15 protein-coding genes are annotated in these 15,260 nt (G+C 62.2%); 8 read left to right on the forward strand and 7 right to left on the reverse strand.

Annotated features, from left to right (window positions below; genetic code table 11):
- Window positions 1-124: 124 nt before the first annotated feature.
- Window positions 125-724, forward strand: coding sequence for a dihydrofolate reductase family protein (locus NVV77_RS13145; protein ID WP_295413967.1), 600 nt, complete (start codon window positions 125-127; stop codon window positions 722-724).
- Window positions 725-731: 7 nt separating this feature from the next.
- Here the strand turns inward: NVV77_RS13145 and NVV77_RS13150 are convergent, their stop codons facing one another.
- Window positions 732-1,136, reverse strand: a complete 405-nt coding sequence (locus NVV77_RS13150) for a DUF4260 domain-containing protein (protein ID WP_295413969.1) — start codon at window positions 1,134-1,136, stop codon at window positions 732-734.
- A gap of 174 nt (window positions 1,137-1,310) precedes the next feature.
- On the opposite strand from NVV77_RS13150, the gene NVV77_RS13155 reads away from it, so the two are divergent.
- On the forward strand, window positions 1,311-2,213 hold the full coding sequence (locus NVV77_RS13155) for a S1C family serine protease (protein ID WP_295413972.1): 903 nt from the start codon (window positions 1,311-1,313) through the stop codon (window positions 2,211-2,213).
- A gap of 6 nt (window positions 2,214-2,219) precedes the next feature.
- On the opposite strand, the gene NVV77_RS13160 is transcribed toward NVV77_RS13155, so the two are convergent.
- The 5 genes from NVV77_RS13160 to hemP are packed head-to-tail and all read right to left on the reverse strand — an operon-like array spanning window position 2,220 to window position 6,249.
- Window positions 2,220-3,032: a heme ABC transporter ATP-binding protein gene (locus NVV77_RS13160; protein WP_295413974.1), complete on the reverse strand. Its 813-nt coding sequence runs from the start codon at window positions 3,030-3,032 to the stop codon at window positions 2,220-2,222.
- Between the two features lie 5 nt (window positions 3,033-3,037).
- Window positions 3,038-4,120 (reverse strand): iron ABC transporter permease, encoded by a 1,083-nt coding sequence (locus NVV77_RS13165; protein WP_295413976.1) that lies wholly within the window; start codon window positions 4,118-4,120, stop codon window positions 3,038-3,040.
- A 14-nt stretch (window positions 4,121-4,134) separates the two neighbouring features.
- Window positions 4,135-5,016 (reverse strand): hemin ABC transporter substrate-binding protein, encoded by an 882-nt coding sequence (locus NVV77_RS13170; protein ID WP_295413977.1) that lies wholly within the window; start codon window positions 5,014-5,016, stop codon window positions 4,135-4,137.
- 12 nt (window positions 5,017-5,028) lie between these two features.
- Window positions 5,029-6,084, reverse strand: a complete 1,056-nt coding sequence (locus tag NVV77_RS13175) for a ChuX/HutX family heme-like substrate-binding protein (protein ID WP_295413980.1) — start codon at window positions 6,082-6,084, stop codon at window positions 5,029-5,031.
- 9 nt (window positions 6,085-6,093) lie between these two features.
- Window positions 6,094-6,249, reverse strand: coding sequence for a hemin uptake protein HemP (gene hemP / locus NVV77_RS13180; protein ID WP_295413983.1), 156 nt, complete (start codon window positions 6,247-6,249; stop codon window positions 6,094-6,096).
- Between the two features lie 195 nt (window positions 6,250-6,444).
- Here hemP and NVV77_RS13185 point away from each other — a divergent pair, with 195 nt between their 5' ends.
- From NVV77_RS13185 to NVV77_RS13210, 6 genes are all read left to right on the forward strand, one after another.
- Window positions 6,445-8,637, forward strand: coding sequence for a TonB-dependent receptor (locus tag NVV77_RS13185; protein WP_295413985.1), 2,193 nt, complete (start codon window positions 6,445-6,447; stop codon window positions 8,635-8,637).
- 178 nt (window positions 8,638-8,815) lie between these two features.
- Window positions 8,816-9,787, forward strand: coding sequence for a galactofuranose ABC transporter, galactofuranose-binding protein YtfQ (gene ytfQ, locus NVV77_RS13190; protein ID WP_295413988.1), 972 nt, complete (start codon window positions 8,816-8,818; stop codon window positions 9,785-9,787).
- A 184-nt stretch (window positions 9,788-9,971) separates the two neighbouring features.
- Window positions 9,972-11,489, forward strand: a complete 1,518-nt coding sequence (locus NVV77_RS13195) for a sugar ABC transporter ATP-binding protein (RefSeq protein ID WP_295413989.1) — start codon at window positions 9,972-9,974, stop codon at window positions 11,487-11,489.
- Entirely contained in the window at window positions 11,486-12,490 is a 1,005-nt protein-coding gene (locus NVV77_RS13200) for an ABC transporter permease (RefSeq protein ID WP_295413992.1), read from the forward strand. The genes NVV77_RS13195 and NVV77_RS13200 overlap by 4 nt, the downstream gene beginning before the upstream one ends.
- Window positions 12,487-13,461: a galactofuranose ABC transporter, permease protein YjfF gene (gene yjfF, locus NVV77_RS13205; RefSeq protein ID WP_295413995.1), complete on the forward strand. Its 975-nt coding sequence runs from the start codon at window positions 12,487-12,489 to the stop codon at window positions 13,459-13,461. The genes NVV77_RS13200 and yjfF overlap by 4 nt, the downstream gene beginning before the upstream one ends.
- A 14-nt stretch (window positions 13,462-13,475) precedes the next feature.
- Window positions 13,476-14,210 (forward strand): FadR/GntR family transcriptional regulator, encoded by a 735-nt coding sequence (locus tag NVV77_RS13210; RefSeq protein ID WP_295413997.1) that lies wholly within the window; start codon window positions 13,476-13,478, stop codon window positions 14,208-14,210.
- A gap of 103 nt (window positions 14,211-14,313) precedes the next feature.
- Here the strand turns inward: NVV77_RS13210 and NVV77_RS13215 are convergent, their stop codons facing one another.
- Window positions 14,314-15,252 (reverse strand): Gfo/Idh/MocA family oxidoreductase, encoded by a 939-nt coding sequence (locus NVV77_RS13215; protein ID WP_295413999.1) that lies wholly within the window; start codon window positions 15,250-15,252, stop codon window positions 14,314-14,316.
- Between the last annotated feature and the right edge of the window lie 8 nt (window positions 15,253-15,260).

Genomic DNA, 15,260 nt, shown 5'->3' on the forward strand with positions numbered 1-15,260 from the left:
CTTACCTTCGACGCAGCAAGTGCAACACCCTCGGGTCAAGCCCGAGGGCGACGACACGGAGCTTGACAAACCCACCCCACGCGCCAATACTAAAGTCACAACTTAACAATTACGAGGCCCCAAAATGCCCCAGACCGTATCTGCCCATATGATGCTGACGCTGGATGGCTTTGGTACCGGCCTCCACCAGTCCCGCGAAAAACCCTTCGGCACGATCGATCCGCAGCAGCTTGCCCGCTGGATGTTTCAGGACCGTGAGAACAACGAGGCTGAGGTGGCGGCCATCACCGATTACGGCGCCTACATCATGGGCCGCCACATGTTCGCGGCGCCCGGCGACACGGTCTGGGAGCCGGAATGGACCGGCTGGTGGGGCGACAACCCGCCCTATCACGCGCCGGTCTTCGTCCTGACCCATTACGAGCACGAACCCCTGGAAATGCAAGGCGGCACGGTTTTTCACTTCGTCACCGAGGGCTATGACGCGGCGCTATCCCGCGCCAGGGAAGTAGCCGGCGACCGCAACGTCTCCATCGCCGGTGGCGTCTCCACCCTTCGCCACTATCTCAATGCCGGCGTCGTCGACACCCTGCATTTGAAGATCGTCCCGCTCATCGTGGGGCAGGGCGAACGCCTCTGGGAGGGTCTCACCGCTACTCTCGAACCCATCGGCGCCCGCGCTACCCGCTACGTGACGCATATGGATTATCGCGTTGTGAAGTAGGCCTTTCCTACTTCCGCCGCGCCTTTCCGATCAGCCCCAGATGCGTCTGCTCAAAGCCGCCATCGAGCTTCAGCCCATAGCCCAGCATCCGGTCGAGCCCGATATGGGCTACCCAGATCGCCGCCAGCCCAAATGCCAGCGGCCCGACGAGAAAGCCGAGCAGAGCCAGCAGCGCCGGCGCCACATAGGTGTGCGCAAGATTATAGGTCATCGCTCCGACCCGCGCCGAGCGCAGATAGCTCAGCATGAAAAAATCGGGCGCCAGGAACAGCACCGCGAAGACCAGCCACGATTGTCCGAGTGAGGCATAGGCAAAAATACCAAACCCCAGCGCCGCCAGCCCCTCAAGCCTCTGCAGCACGATGGCATTGAAAGCGGACGCACGTTCCTTCGTCGAAGCAATACCGTTCATGGCAAAATTCCTTTCCGTGTTGGAAAGAAGATAGGCCCCCTCAGTAGCGAATAGAATTCGCCAAAATCAGGCGATTATCATTCAATTTTGAATGGCTACTTCACGGCACCGCGAAAACCTTGCTTCCGCCGCGATGCGCCATATCTAATGGAAAAGCCAAACAGGGGATGCACCATGTCCACCAATGCGCGCCATTCCATCGTTGCCCTCAGGGCCCACGTCCCGGAAACCGCCTTCACCGCCAATACTCTGGGCACGCTGCGCGAAGGCAGCGGCGCGGTGATCAATGACGAAGGTCTTATCGTCACCATCGGCTATCTCATCACCGAAGCCGAGGAAGTCTGGCTCACGACCCATGACGAGCGCGTCCTGCCGGCCCATGTCGTCGCCTATGATCAGGAAACCGGCTTTGGCCTCGTCCAGGCCATGGGCGATCTCGACCTGCCCGCTTTGCGCCTCGGCAGTTCCACTGCCGCAAAGGTGCGCGCCGTCGGCCGCATCATCGATGGCGAGGGCGACGAAGTCGTCAACGAGATCGTCGCCAAGCAGGAATTCGCCGGCTACTGGGAATATATGCTCGAAGAGGCGCTCTTTACCGCGCCCTACCACCCCTCCTGGGGCGGCGCGGCCCTGCTCGATGAAAACGACAATCTCATTGGCATCGGCTCGCTGCGCCTGCAAATGCTGCAGGCCGGCGACACCACCGACATCAACATGGTCGTTCCCATCGACCTTCTGAAACCCATTCTCGACGATCTCGTAACCCGCGGCCAGGCGCGTCGCGAAGCTCGCCCCTGGCTCGGCGTCTTCTCCGCCGAGCGCAACAATGGCGTCGTGGTGATGAATGTTTCCGATGGCGGCCCGGCCGAGCAGGCCGGCCTCAAAAGCGGCGACGTCATCTCCGAACTCGACGGCGAAGAGGTCGAAGGTCTCGGCGATTTCTACCGCAAACTCTGGTCCAAATCCCCCGCCGGCTCGGAATTCGCCCTGCGTATCGTCCGCTCGGGCCGTGAATCCTGGCTGCGAGTGAAGACCGCCGATCGCAACGACTTTCTGAGCAAGCCGCCCCTGCAATAGGGGCGGTCAGGCGACCTGCATGGATTTTGTGAGCTGCACCGATTGCGGCAGCACGAATGGCGTACCGGGCCTCGGCGCGGCGCCAACCTTGAGCGGCACGTCGAACACGGCTTCCAAAACCGAGTCGGTTAGCACGGCTTCGGGCCGCCCGCTCGCCACCACCTGACCCTCGCGGAGGGCCGTGATCGCATCGGCATAAAGCGCCGTCAGGTTGAGATCGTGGAGCACGGCAATGACGCCGCCGCCGCTGCGCGCAAAACTTTTGGCCACGTCCATGATCATCAGCTGATGCTTGATGTCGAGGCTCGAAACCGGCTCGTCGAGGAAGAGATAGCGCGGCACGCCTGATATGACCGGCTCCCACACCTGACACAGCACGCGCGCCAATTGCACGCGCTGCTGCTCACCGCCCGAAAGCTCGCCATAAAAGCGCGCGCCAAAGCCGGCGAGATCGACCCGCGCCAACGCCTCTTCCGGCAGGTGCTGCAAGGCGCGCGGATGCACCCCCGGCCGCCCCGCGGTGAGGCCCATGGCGACGACTTCGCGCACGGTGAAGGGGAAGGGCAGGTTGCTCGATTGCGGCAGCACGGCGCGAAGACTTGCGATCTCCACCGGGCTCATGGTGGCAATGTCGCGCCCATCGAGAAAGATCGTGCCCGAATAGGCATAGTCCCGGCACAGCGCCTTCAGCAGCGTTGATTTCCCCGAGCCATTGGGCCCGATGATTGCGGTCAGTTTTCCGGCCGGCGCTTCCATGGAAACGCCGTGCAGGATTTTGCGGCCGCCCACGCTGACATCAATGCTGTCGATGGCAATCATTGATCTCACCATGCAAAGGCGCTGCGGCGATGCAGCAGGATCCAGAGGAAAAACGGTCCGCCAAAGGCCGCCGTGACGATGCCGATGGGCAATTCAGCCGGCGCCACAATGGTGCGGCTCAAGGCGTCGCAGAACAGCAGGAAGGTCGCGCCCAGCAGCGCGCTCGCCGGCAGCAGATAGCGGTGGTCCGGCCCGATCACGAGACGCAGCAGATGCGGCACGACAATGCCGACAAAGCCGATACCGCCACTGACCGCCACCGAGGCCCCAGTCGCCGCCGCCACGGCCACAATGGTAATGCGTTTGAACCGCTGCACCGGCACGCCGAGATGCGATGCGGTGGCTTCGCCCAGCGTCATGGCATTGAGCCCCTTGGCCAGAAATCCGGCCGCAGCGAGCGCCACGAAAATGATCGGCCCGGCCGCCAGAACCTTGATCCAGGTGGCGCCAGCCAGCGACCCCATGCCCCAGAAAGTCAGGTCACGCAGTTGATTTTCGCTGGCAATATAAGTCAGAACGCCGCTGAACGCTCCGGCCAGCGCGCCAATGGCAATACCGGCCAGCAACATGGTGGCAATCGCCGTCTGCCCCCCGCGCGTCGCCACGCGATAGAGCACGAAAGTGGTGAGAAGCCCGCCGCCAAAGGCAGCCGCGGGCAGGGACCAGATGCCGAGCGCGGTGGTGAATGGCGCCAGCGCCGTACCGCCGAGCACGATGATAATGACGGCGCCCAGCGCCGCACCACTCGACACGCCCACAAGACCGGGATCGGCCAGCGGATTGCGGAATAGCCCCTGCATGAGCAGGCCCGACACCGCCAGCCCCGCGCCGATGAGCACGCCGAGGATCATGCGCGGCATGCGGATATTGACGATCACCGCATAGTCTTTGAAGACCGCTGCGTCATCCGTGCCAAAGCCGAGCCAGTGCCCGACGAGATTGATCGCCGAGGCACCCGAGGCGCCGGTCGTCATGGACAGCACCATGGCTGCCAGCAGTGCAAAGACCAGGCCGATGACCGTGATGCGTCCGATATGGCTGCGATCGCCTGCGGGCCGGGCCAGTGTGTTGCTGGCGGGTAGAGTCATGGTGCCAGCCATATTTAGTTATGCGCCCCAGCTTCGAGCAGGTCAGCCAGCTCGGTCGCCGCAGCGGCCGTACGCGGACCAAAGCCGAGCAGATAAGCGCCGTCGAGACGGTAGATCGCCTTGTTCTGGCCGGCCGGGGTCAGGGCAATAGCCTGATTGGCGAGGAGTTCGGTTTCCGTCGCGCCATGGTCGCCACCACGATCCATCAGCAGGATAGCGTCGGGCGCGGCAGCCGTAATGGCTTCCTCGGAAAGCGGGCGATAGCCTTCATATTCGGTGATGGCATTGGTGGCGCCGGCGAGGGCAATGATGCCATTGGCCGCCGTGCCGGTGCCGGAAGCCTGGATCTGGCCACCCTGGTTAGAAAGGATGAACAGCACCTTCTTGGGAGCTGCGATGGCATCGGTGCGGGTCTTGAGTGCAGCGAAATCGGCCTCAAGCTTGGTCGCCAGCGCTTCGGCCTTGTCTTCAAGACCAAGCGCCTGACCCACGGCCCGCACTTTTACCAGCACGCCTTCGGCCGAATATCCTTCGGGCACGGTCTGGTATTCGACGCCGGCATGCGAAAGCACTTCGAGGGCTTCGGGCGGGCCGCTGCCTTCGATGACGAGAAGGCCGCTCGGATTGACCGAGAGCACGCCTTCCGGCGCGAGGGCGCGCATATAGCCCACGTCCGGGAGTTTTGTTGCAGCTTCGGGGAAGAGCGCGGTCTGGTCGCGGGCAACCAGCGTGCCCTCGGCGCCGAGCTCATAAAAGATCTCGGTGAGCGAGCCGCCGATGGAAACGAGGCGGGCGGTGTCGGCGAACTTGTGCAGGTCTTCGGCCGAAGCCGGGGCAACCGCAAAAGTGGCCGCCATCAGGGCGGCAGCAAGGGAAGTCAGGGTGCGAATGCGCATTTGCAAAAGATCTCAAGCGGCGTTGGAAGTGGAGAAAAGCGGCAGCTGTTCGACCACGGCGCGCCATTCCGGGCGCTCGTCCACGCCTTCATGGCGCTGGCCGAAGAACTGGATGATCAGCTCGCGGTTCTCGTCATAGAGCTCCACCGAGGTAACGTGCCCGTCCTTGGTCGGCTTGCGCACGGCCCAGGCCGCCACGACATGGTCGAGGCGCAGGTGCAGGTGGAAGGTCTCGTCGAGCACGTTGAGCCAGGGGCCCATGGCGCTGACATTGGTGATCGGGTCCGAATGGATCTGGATGCAGCCGTCATTGCCGACAAAAACCATGATCGGCAGGTCGGTGCCCGCCACCTTGCGGAACATGGCGTCGACGGCCGTGTGATCGAGCTGCCAGGCAAAATCCTCGCCCACGCTTTCCACGGCATCGAGACGGTGGAAATTGAGCTTCTTCAGCAGCCCGAAGAACTGGTGCGTATCGGTCATGGCCGACCAGGCATCGCGCAGCGCATCGATGCTGGCGGCTTCGCCTTCGATCTTGGTCGGCGGGTAGGGCGTCACCTCGATGACATCGACCTGCTCGTCATGGCGCAGCGTCTCAACGAGGGCATTCCATGCGGCAACATCGGTCGCCGGGCGCCCATGCACCTTGTGCACGGCATTGCCGGCGCGATCGAAAAACTGCAGCGAGCGTTTTGTAGAACCGTCTTCCGCGGTCTTTTCGATGGCATAGCCATGGACCCAGCGGCTCGGGAAAATGCGCAGGTCGATCTGGTCGCCCAAGACGATGGACGCGTGCGGATTGAACGAAGCCTTTTCGTAGGGCCCGATCTTTTCGTGCACGGCGCTTTCATTGCGCGTCAGCGCCATGACTTCGCCCACGCCCGGCAGACCCTTCAGCACGGCTTCCACGTCAGCCTTGATGCGGGTGGCCGTGCGGCCGACTTCGGCGGCCACAAGCTGGCCCTCGGTAATGCCGTGGATGCGCGCAAAATCGCGCTCACGCATTTGCGGATGCAGCGCGCGAAGGCTGCGGATGTCTTCAGCGGTTTTGGCAACGGTCTCGGTCACGGGAAGGGCCTATTTTGTGAGGATCAACTTGTCCTGCCGCGTGACCCGCAGACGATAGATCATGCCCTTGTGCTCGATCTGAATCTCGTTTCCACCACCCAGGATCTCGTCACTGGTGACGATCTTCGACTGGTTTGTTGTGGATGGGAGATCATTCGCGGGCATAATTTATCCAATGAAGTCAGTCTGTTGCGGCGTCATCAACAAACGTCGCGGCAGGAGAATTAAACTTGACTTCTTTAGACAGAATAAATTATCTGCGCAATAGGTGATTGAAAGAGTCAGCATTCTTTCAGCCGGTCTGCCAGCCTTCCGCCAGCCAACCGATCACAAAAAACCGATAAGAAACTGGAGACAGACATGGGGCTGGTCAGGTCACGCGCGGCCGCGCTTTTGGGCGGCGTCGCGCTGGCAATTGTTGCGCAACAGGGGGCTGTCGCGCAGAATGCCAACGCAACAAATATTACCCTTCTCGAGCGCCTGGTCATCGGCGCCGGCGCGCCTAAGGTCGCGATCAACACGCCGCAGGCCGTGACGGTTCTCAATCAGGAAGATCTCGACAAGGAACAGGCCTCCACGACGGGCGAGCTTTTCGCCAACGTCCCGGGCGTGAACATCACCGGCAGCGTCCGGCCCTTCGGCGAAGTGTTCAACATTCGCGGCATCGGCACGCCGGAAAACTCCTCGGACGGCTCGCGCGTCATCGTCAACGTCGATGGTACGCCCAAGTTCAACGAACAATACCGTATGGGCTCGTTCTTCTCCGATCCCGAGCTTTACAAGCAGATCGAAGTTCTCCGCGGCCCCGCCTCCTCCACCCTCTATGGCGCTGGTGCGCTTGGCGGCGTGATCAATTTCACGACCAAGGACGCTTCCGATTTCATCGCCGATGGCGCAACCGGCGCCGTCCGTCTCAAGGAAACTTTTGACAGCAATGGTCTTGGTACGACCACCTCGGTGGTTCTTGCCCATCGTGCGAACGAGAACGTCGATCTGTTGGCGACCGGCATCTGGCGCCGCGCCGAGGACGCCACCCAGGCTCAGGGCACAACGCTGACCGGGTCTGCGTTCGATACCTGGTCGGGGCTGCTCAAGGGTACCGTCCGCTTCGGCGACAACAATGAGCAGGTCATTCGTGCTTCCTACCAGCGTTGGTACAGCGAAGCGTTCAACCAGTCCTATGCCCAGACCGGCACCGGCGGCCGCGGTGGCCTGGTCGTTGGTCGGCCCGGCACGCCCGGGATGACGATCGACCAGATGTTCGGCATCATCGACCGCAAGGTTACCGACCAGACCGCCGTTCTGTCCTATGAGAACCCGGACAGCGATAATCCATGGCTCGACATGAATGTTTCGCTGTCCTTCTCCGACACCGAGAACAATCAGTTCAACCATCGCAGCGCTACGGGTGTGCCCACCGCACAGACCGGTACCAACGTCCTGGCCGACACGATCTACGGCTACAAGACTTGGCAGCTCCAGGCCGACAATACCGTTGAATGGATCGGCGAAGACTTCGAGAATTATTTCACCTTCGGCTTCCAGGCCAGCACGCTTGGCCGCACGGCCAAGCGTCCCGCGACGGCGCTCGCCCTGCCGGCGCACCCAGAAGGCACTGAGAACAAGCTCGGCCTGTTTGCTCAGAACGAGTATATTTACGACGAGCGCCTGACGCTCATTGCCGGCCTGCGCAGCGATTTCCACTGGGTGAAGGCAACGACGCCTGGCATCCGCGAAATCGACGGCTCGGCCTTCTCGCCCAAGATCGCAGCGCATTACGAGATCAACGACAACATTTCGGTGTTTGGCTCGCTTGCGCACACTGAGCGCCTGCCGACAATCGATGAGCTCTATTCGATCGCGGATGAAGTACGGCCCACCGGCACCAACCCGACCGGCAGCTCGGGCAAGGTTGCGAGCCTTGGTCTTCGCAAGGAGCAAGCAAATACCGTTGAAGGTGGCTTTGCACTGAGCGGTTATGACCTGCTTCAGAATGGCGACAATGCCAGCATCAAGACGACCGGTTTTTATAGCGATCTGACCGACCTGATCGCTTCGACCGGTACGGCACCGGCCTTCGGCGTCGCCGCCCCTCCCTACTACGCCAATATCGCGGCTGCCCGCATTTATGGCGTGGAAATCGAAGGCGCATACAACTCCGACGCCTGGTTCGCCAACCTCGCCTACACCTTCACGATCGGCGACGATCTGACGACCAACAAGCCGCTGACGACCGTTCCCCAGAACAAGATCGTGGCCACTGTCGGTGGTCGCAACCAGGAATGGAACCTCGAATACGGCGCTCGGGTAACGCTGGCCGCCAAGGGCGAGTACATCGTCCCGACCTCCAGCGGCGGCGACGGCCCGGCGGAGGCCTATCAGACGCTCGACCTCTTCGCTTCCTGGAAGCCGGAAGCCGGTCCGTTTGCGGGCACGCAGTTCCAGGCATCGATCGACAACGTCTTTGATGCCGACTACCGCCCCAATCTGGCTTCGGACCGCTCGAAGGGGCGCACCTTCAAGGTGACGCTCTCCAAGCAGTTCGACTACTAAACATCTCAAAAACAAGAGCTTTCCGTCCCATGCCGGAAAGCTCCCAACTGAAACGGCGGCCCTCGGGCCGCCGTTTTTTGTTCCCGTTCCGAACCCTCTTTACATATAATAGTACTTTATATAGCGTCCTCTCATCGCCCGAAGCGAAACGCCGGGCGGTCTTTTGGGAGGATCCATCGTGAGCATCATTACCAAGCTGGCCCTCGCGGCCGGCCTCGCTACCGCCTTGTCCACTGCTGCCTTTGCGCAGGACCTGACCGGCAAGGTTATCGGTTTTTCGCAGATCGGCTCGGAATCGGGCTGGCGCGCGGCTGAAACGTCTGTGACGAAGCAAGAAGCGGAAGCCCGTGGCGTCGATCTGAAATTTGCCGACGCCCAGCAGAAGCAGGAAAACCAGATCAAGGCCCTGCGCGGATTCATCGCCCAGGGCGTTGATGCCATCCTCATCGCCCCCGTGGTCGCCACCGGCTGGGAAGACGTGCTGAAGGAAGCCCAGGAAGCCGAAATTCCGGTCGTCCTGCTCGATCGCGGCGTCGATGCGCCCGAAGACCTCTACCTGACCTCGGTTGCTTCCGATCAGGTCCTCGAAGGCCGCACGGCCGGCGAGTGGCTGGTCAACCAGGTCGCCGGCAAGGACTGCAACGTGGTCGAACTGCAGGGCACCGTGGGTTCGAGCCCGGCCATCAATCGCAAGCAGGGTTTTGAGGAAGGCATCGCCAGCGCTGCCAACGTCAAGATCACCCAGAGCCAGACCGGTGACTTCACCCGCTCCAAGGGCAAGGAAGTCATGGAAGCGTTCCTGAAATCCTCCAATGGCGGCGCCGATATCTGCGCGGTCTATGCCCACAATGACGACATGGCTGTCGGCGCCATCCAGGCCATCAAGGACGCTGGCCTCAAGCCCGGCACCGACATCCTCGTCGTCTCCATCGACGCCGTGCCCGATATCTTTACCGCCATCGCGGCCGGCGAAGCCAATGCCACGGTTGAACTGACCCCGAACATGGCCGGCCCGGCCTTCGACGCCCTCGCCGCCTACCTTGCCGATGGCACGGAGCCGGAAAAGTTCATCATCACCGAGTCCAAGCTCTACACCGCCGAAAATGACCCGGCCGGCGAATACGAGCGCCGCAAGGGCCTCGGCTACTAAATCATGGACTACGGATGGGCAGCGGCAAACACCGTCCCTGCCCATCCACCCACGATGTCATTCCCGCGAAAGCGGGAATCCCTGTCTTGAAACGGAGATCCCCGCTTTCGCGGGGATGACACCGTGACCGGAACGGGCGACAGTGAATGGACTAGACCGCCCCAAAGGGCGGCGGGGAGGGGCAATGGCGGAGACCGGCTACGCGCTTGAAGCGCGCGGGATCGTCAAGATCTTTGGCAACCACGTAGCGCTCGACAAGGTCGATTTTGGCTTAAAGCCCGGCGAGGTCCATGCGCTCCTCGGCGAAAACGGCGCCGGCAAGTCGACGCTGATCAAGATCCTCACCGGCGCCTATCAGCCCGATGGCGGCGAAGTCCTGACCGAGGGCGTCCCGGTCACCCTCAACAATCCCCAGCACGCCCAGACCTATGGCATCGGCACGGTCTACCAGGAGGTCAACCTCCTGCCCAACCGCTCCGTCGCCGAAAACCTTTATCTCGGCCACCAGCCGACCCGTTTCGGCCTCGTCGACCGGCGCAAGATGGAGCGCGATTCCATCGCCGTTCTTGCGCGTTATGGCCTTAATATCGACCCATCGAGCGAACTCGGCGCCCATTCCGTCGCCGTCCAGCAAATCGTCGCCATCGCCCGTGCCGTCGAACTCTCGGGCAAGGTTCTAATCCTCGACGAACCGACCGCATCGCTTGACCGCAATGAGGTAGAACGCCTCTTCGAAATCATCGCGGACCTGAAGAAAACCGGCCTGGCCGTCGTCTTCATCACCCATTTCCTCGACCAGGTTTTTGCCATCGCCGATCGCGTAACCATCCTGCGCAATGGCAAACTGATCGACACCAAAACCCTCGACTCCCTGACGCGCACCGATGTCGTCCGCCTTATGCTCGGCAAGGACATCGCCTTCTCAGGCGCGACAAAGCTCGAAGAGAACCGCCCGCTCGGCGATGTGCTCCTCGATTTCAAAAATTATGGCCGCAAGCGCAGCGTCCACCCCTTCAACCTCACCATCCACAAGGGCGAAGTCGTTGGCGTCGCCGGCCTCCTCGGCTCCGGCCGCACCGAAATGGCCCGCATCATGTTCGGAGCCGACGCGGCCGACGAAGGCACGGTCTCTGTCGCCGGTACCCAGACCTCCATCGCCCGCCCCACCGACGCCATCGGCCACGGCTTTGGTTTCTGCCCCGAGGACCGCAAGGCCGAAGGCATTTTTGGCGATCTCTCCGTGCGTGAAAACATCGTCATCGCGCTGCAGGGAAAGCTCGGCTGGTTCAGCGCGCTCAATCGCGACGAGCAGATGGAAATCGCCGGCCGCTTCGGCGAGGCCATGGATATCCGCGCCGCCTCGCTCGATATGCCGGTAAAACTGCTCTCGGGCGGCAATCAGCAAAAGGTCATTCTTTCGCGCTGGCTCGCCACCGATCCCGCTTTCCTCATTCTCGACGAGCCCACCCGCGGCATCGATGTCGGCGCCCATGCCGAAATCGTCCGCACCATCAATCGCCTGCGTGATGAGGGTCTGGCGCTGGTCGTCATCTCCTCCGAGCTAGACGAGGTCGTCGCCTATTCCTCGCGCATCGTCGTCATGCGCGATCGCGAACTGGTCGCCGAGCTCAATGGCGAAAACATCAATCCCGGGGTCATCGTGCAGGCCATCGCCAATCACAAAGACGGAGCGCAGGCATGATCCGCCGCTCGCTCCTCAAACTCGCCAATCCCCAGCTCCTCGCCCTCATCGGCGTGCTGCTGATCAATTGGCTGCTGTTCCCCAATTTCTTCCGCGTCACCTGGCAGGACGGTCGCTTCTTCGGTTCGTTGATTGACGTGCTCAATCGCGGCGCCCCCGTCGCCATCCTCGCGGTCGGCATGGTCGGCGTCATCGCCACCAAGGGCGTCGATCTCTCGGTTGGCGCCGTCATGGCCGTAGCCGGCGCCGTCGCTGCCACCATGGTCGTCGCCGGCTATCCCGCACCCATCGCCGTTGTCGCCGCGCTCGTCGTCGGCCTCCTCTGCGGCCTCTGGAACGGCATCCTGGTCGCCGTGCTCGATATCCAGCCGATCATCGCCACGCTGGTGCTCATGGTCGCCGGCCGCGGCATCGCCCAGCTCATCACCGAAGGGTTTATCGTCACCTTCAACGATCCCCTGCTCATCTATATCGGCACCGGCTCCTTCCTCGGCTTCCCCATGGCCGCCGTCATTGCGCTGGTGCTGATGGTCATCGTGACCCTCGTCGTCCGTCGCACCGCCATCGGCCTCTTCATCGAAGCCGTCGGCGTCAATCGCGCCGCAGCCAGCCTTGCCGGCATCCGCAGCCGCATGCTGCTGCTCCTCGTCTATTCCCTCTCCGGCCTCTGCGCCGCCATTGCCGGCATCATCGTTGCCGGTGACATCCGCGGCGCCGATGCCAACAATGCCGGCCTCTGGCTCGAACTCGACGCCATCCTCGCCGTGGTCATCGGCGGCACCTCGCTCCTCGGCGGCCGCTTCTCCGTGCCTCTGGCCGTCGTCGGCGCGCTCATCATCCAGGCGATGAATACCGGCATCCTGGTCTCGGGCTTCCCGCCCGAATTCAATCTGATCGTAAAAGCCGGGCTGATCTTCATCGTCCTCGTCATCCAGTCGCCCCTGGCGAGCCGCCTCGCGCCGCCCCGCATAAAACCCGTCGCCAAGGTATCAGCGAAATGAACCGCTCCCTTCGCCCGCTCCTCGCCACGGCGCTGATCTTTGCCATCGCCTATGCCCTGGCGGTCATGCAGTTCCCATCGATGTTTTCCACGCGGGTCCTCGGCAATTTCCTCACCGACAATGCCTTTTTGGGCATCGCCGCCGTCGGCATGACCTTTGTCATTTTGTCCGGCGGCATCGATCTCTCGGTCGGCGCGGTGATCGGCTTTACCGGTGTGCTCGTTGCCGTGCTCATCACCTGGGCCGGGATGCATCCCGTCCCGGCCTTTGCCATCGCCATTCTCGTGGCCGGCGCCTTCGGCGCCACCATGGGCCTCGCCATCCACTATCTGCAGGTGCCTGCCTTCATTGTCACCCTAGCCGGCATGTTCCTTGCCCGCGGCGGTGCCTCGGTCATCACCCGCGATTCCGTGCCGATCAATCACGAATTCTATGACTGGATTTCCGACCTCACCATTCGCCTCCCCGGCGGCGGACGCCTGAGTTTCATTGGCCTCACCATGGTCGCCATCTTCGTCATCGGCGCGCTCATCGCCCACCGGACCAAGTTCGGCTCTTATGTCTATGCCCTCGGCGGCAACCCGGTTTCCGCCTCGCTCATGGGCGTCCCCGTGGCGCGCACCACCGTCGCCATCTACACGCTCTCTTCCGTCCTCGCCGCCATTTCAGGAATCGTCTTTTCCCTCTATACCTCCGCCGGCTATCCGCTGGCCGCGGTCGGCGTCGAGCTCGACGCCATCAGTGCCGTTGTCATCGGCGGCACCCTCCTTACCGGTGGCTATGGCTTCGTCCTCGGCACCTTCATCGGCGTGATGCTCCTGGGTCTCGTCCAGACCTACATCATCTTCGATGGCACGCTTTCGAGCTGGTGGACGAAAATCGTCATCGGCATTCTATTGTTCCTGTTCATCGTGCTGCAGCGCCTGATATTCGTTGCGTCCGCACCTGGAGAAAAAGCCCAAAAGGCCTAAGGCAAGACCGCACCATGATCGAAGCTGGCAGCCTTATCCGGTCCCTTTCGGGCCGGCACGCTGCGCGCAATTTCCATAGTTTCGTGATCAACGAAATCGGCCGGGCCATCGTCAGCGGTGAGTTCCCGGTCGGCTCCGTTTTGGCCAGCGATGCCGTCATGATGGAAACCTACGGCGTCTCCCGCACGGTTTTGCGCGAGGCCGTCAAAACCCTCGAAGCCAAGGGCCTCGTCGAAGCCCGCCCCAAGGTCGGCACCCGCGTCTCCCCCAAAAGCCGCTGGAATTTTTTCGACAGCCAGGTCCTCGCCTGGCATTTTCACGCCCCGCCGGACCGGCGCTTTTACGAAAACCTCTTCGAAGTCCGCGCCGCCCTCGAACTGCCCGCCGTCACCGGCGCCGCGCGCCATCGCACGGCCGAACACGTCCGCCTGATGAAATACTGGCTGCATCAGGCCGCCACCTCAGGCGACAGTATCGAACAGTTCGGCCTGGCGTGCCTCGAAGTCCACAGCCTGATCGCCGAAAGCTCGCAGAACACGCTGCTTAGGGGCGTCGTCGGTGTCGTTGAACTGTTGCTGGCCGTGGCTCTGACGCGCAACGCCAGCACGGTCAGCGCCTATTGCGAGGCGAGCGCCGCAGGGCTGGAAAAAGTCATCCTGGCCATCGAAGCCGGCAATGCCGAAGACGCTCGCGCGCATCTGTCGACGTGTCTGGAACTGGACCACGAGCGGATATTGGAGGGGGTTTAGGCTGGTCTCTGTCCATCCCAACCCACCGTGTCATCCCCGCGAAAGCGGGGATCTCTGTTTCAAAGCCGGGATTCCCGCTTTCGCGGGAATGACACCGAGCGACCTACCACTCAAACTCCGGCCCATTGATCCGGGCCCCGAGCAAAAACACATCCGACATCAAGCGCAGCGGCGCCGCGTCGACATCGCTCCGGTGCTGGTCGAGCAGATCGGCAAACCGGTCATACATGGCGGAATATTCGAGATCGCCGTGCTCGAGAACCGTCTGGCCATTCACCACGAGCTTCCGCCCGCCATTCTCAAGCTTGAGCTCGTTACCCTTGCCCGTCTCAAAACGGATGGTCCAGATTTCCCCTGACTCTTCGAGCCAGTTGAACCCGCAGGAGAGCTTGGGCTTATGCGCCTGGCTCGATTTGAAGACGATATCGGCATCAACCGGCGTCTGCCGATTGGCCGGAAAAGTCAGTTTTGAGCTTTCGACAAAAACCGGGAACGGCATGACCTTGGTGAAGATCGAAAAGGCATTGATGCCGGGATCGCAGACGCCGAACCCACCGGGTTCCCACACCCAGTCCTGGCCCGGATGCCACTTGCGCACGCTTTCGCGCCAATCGATGCGCGCCGAGGTAACGCCTTCGTCCGCCAGGATCGCCTTGGCCCGATCGACCGCCGCGTTAAACTGGCTGTGCCAGGTCTGATACAGCACCCGATCAAGGCGCTTGGCATGCGCGATCAGGTCGTCGAGTTCGGAAATCGTCGTCGTCGGCGGCTTTTCCATCATCACGTCCTTGCCGGCGTCGAGCGCCTCGCGAACGTAGGTGTGGCGAATGCCCGGCGGCGTGCAGATGGAAACGAGACCAACTTCGGGCATGGCGGCATAGAGCTCGCCTGGCGTCTTGAACACCGGCACCGAGCCGTGGCCCACGCCGCGCGTCGAAACCGTCGCTGCCAGCTCAAAATCATCCGAGGCGTCGATCACCGGCAGGTGCTGGTCCACGGCGATCTTGCCCACACCGATCACCGCAATTTTGCGCTTGGCCATATCCATCT

Source organism: Devosia sp. (genome assembly GCF_024707125.1).
GTDB lineage: Bacteria > Pseudomonadota > Alphaproteobacteria > Rhizobiales > Devosiaceae > Devosia.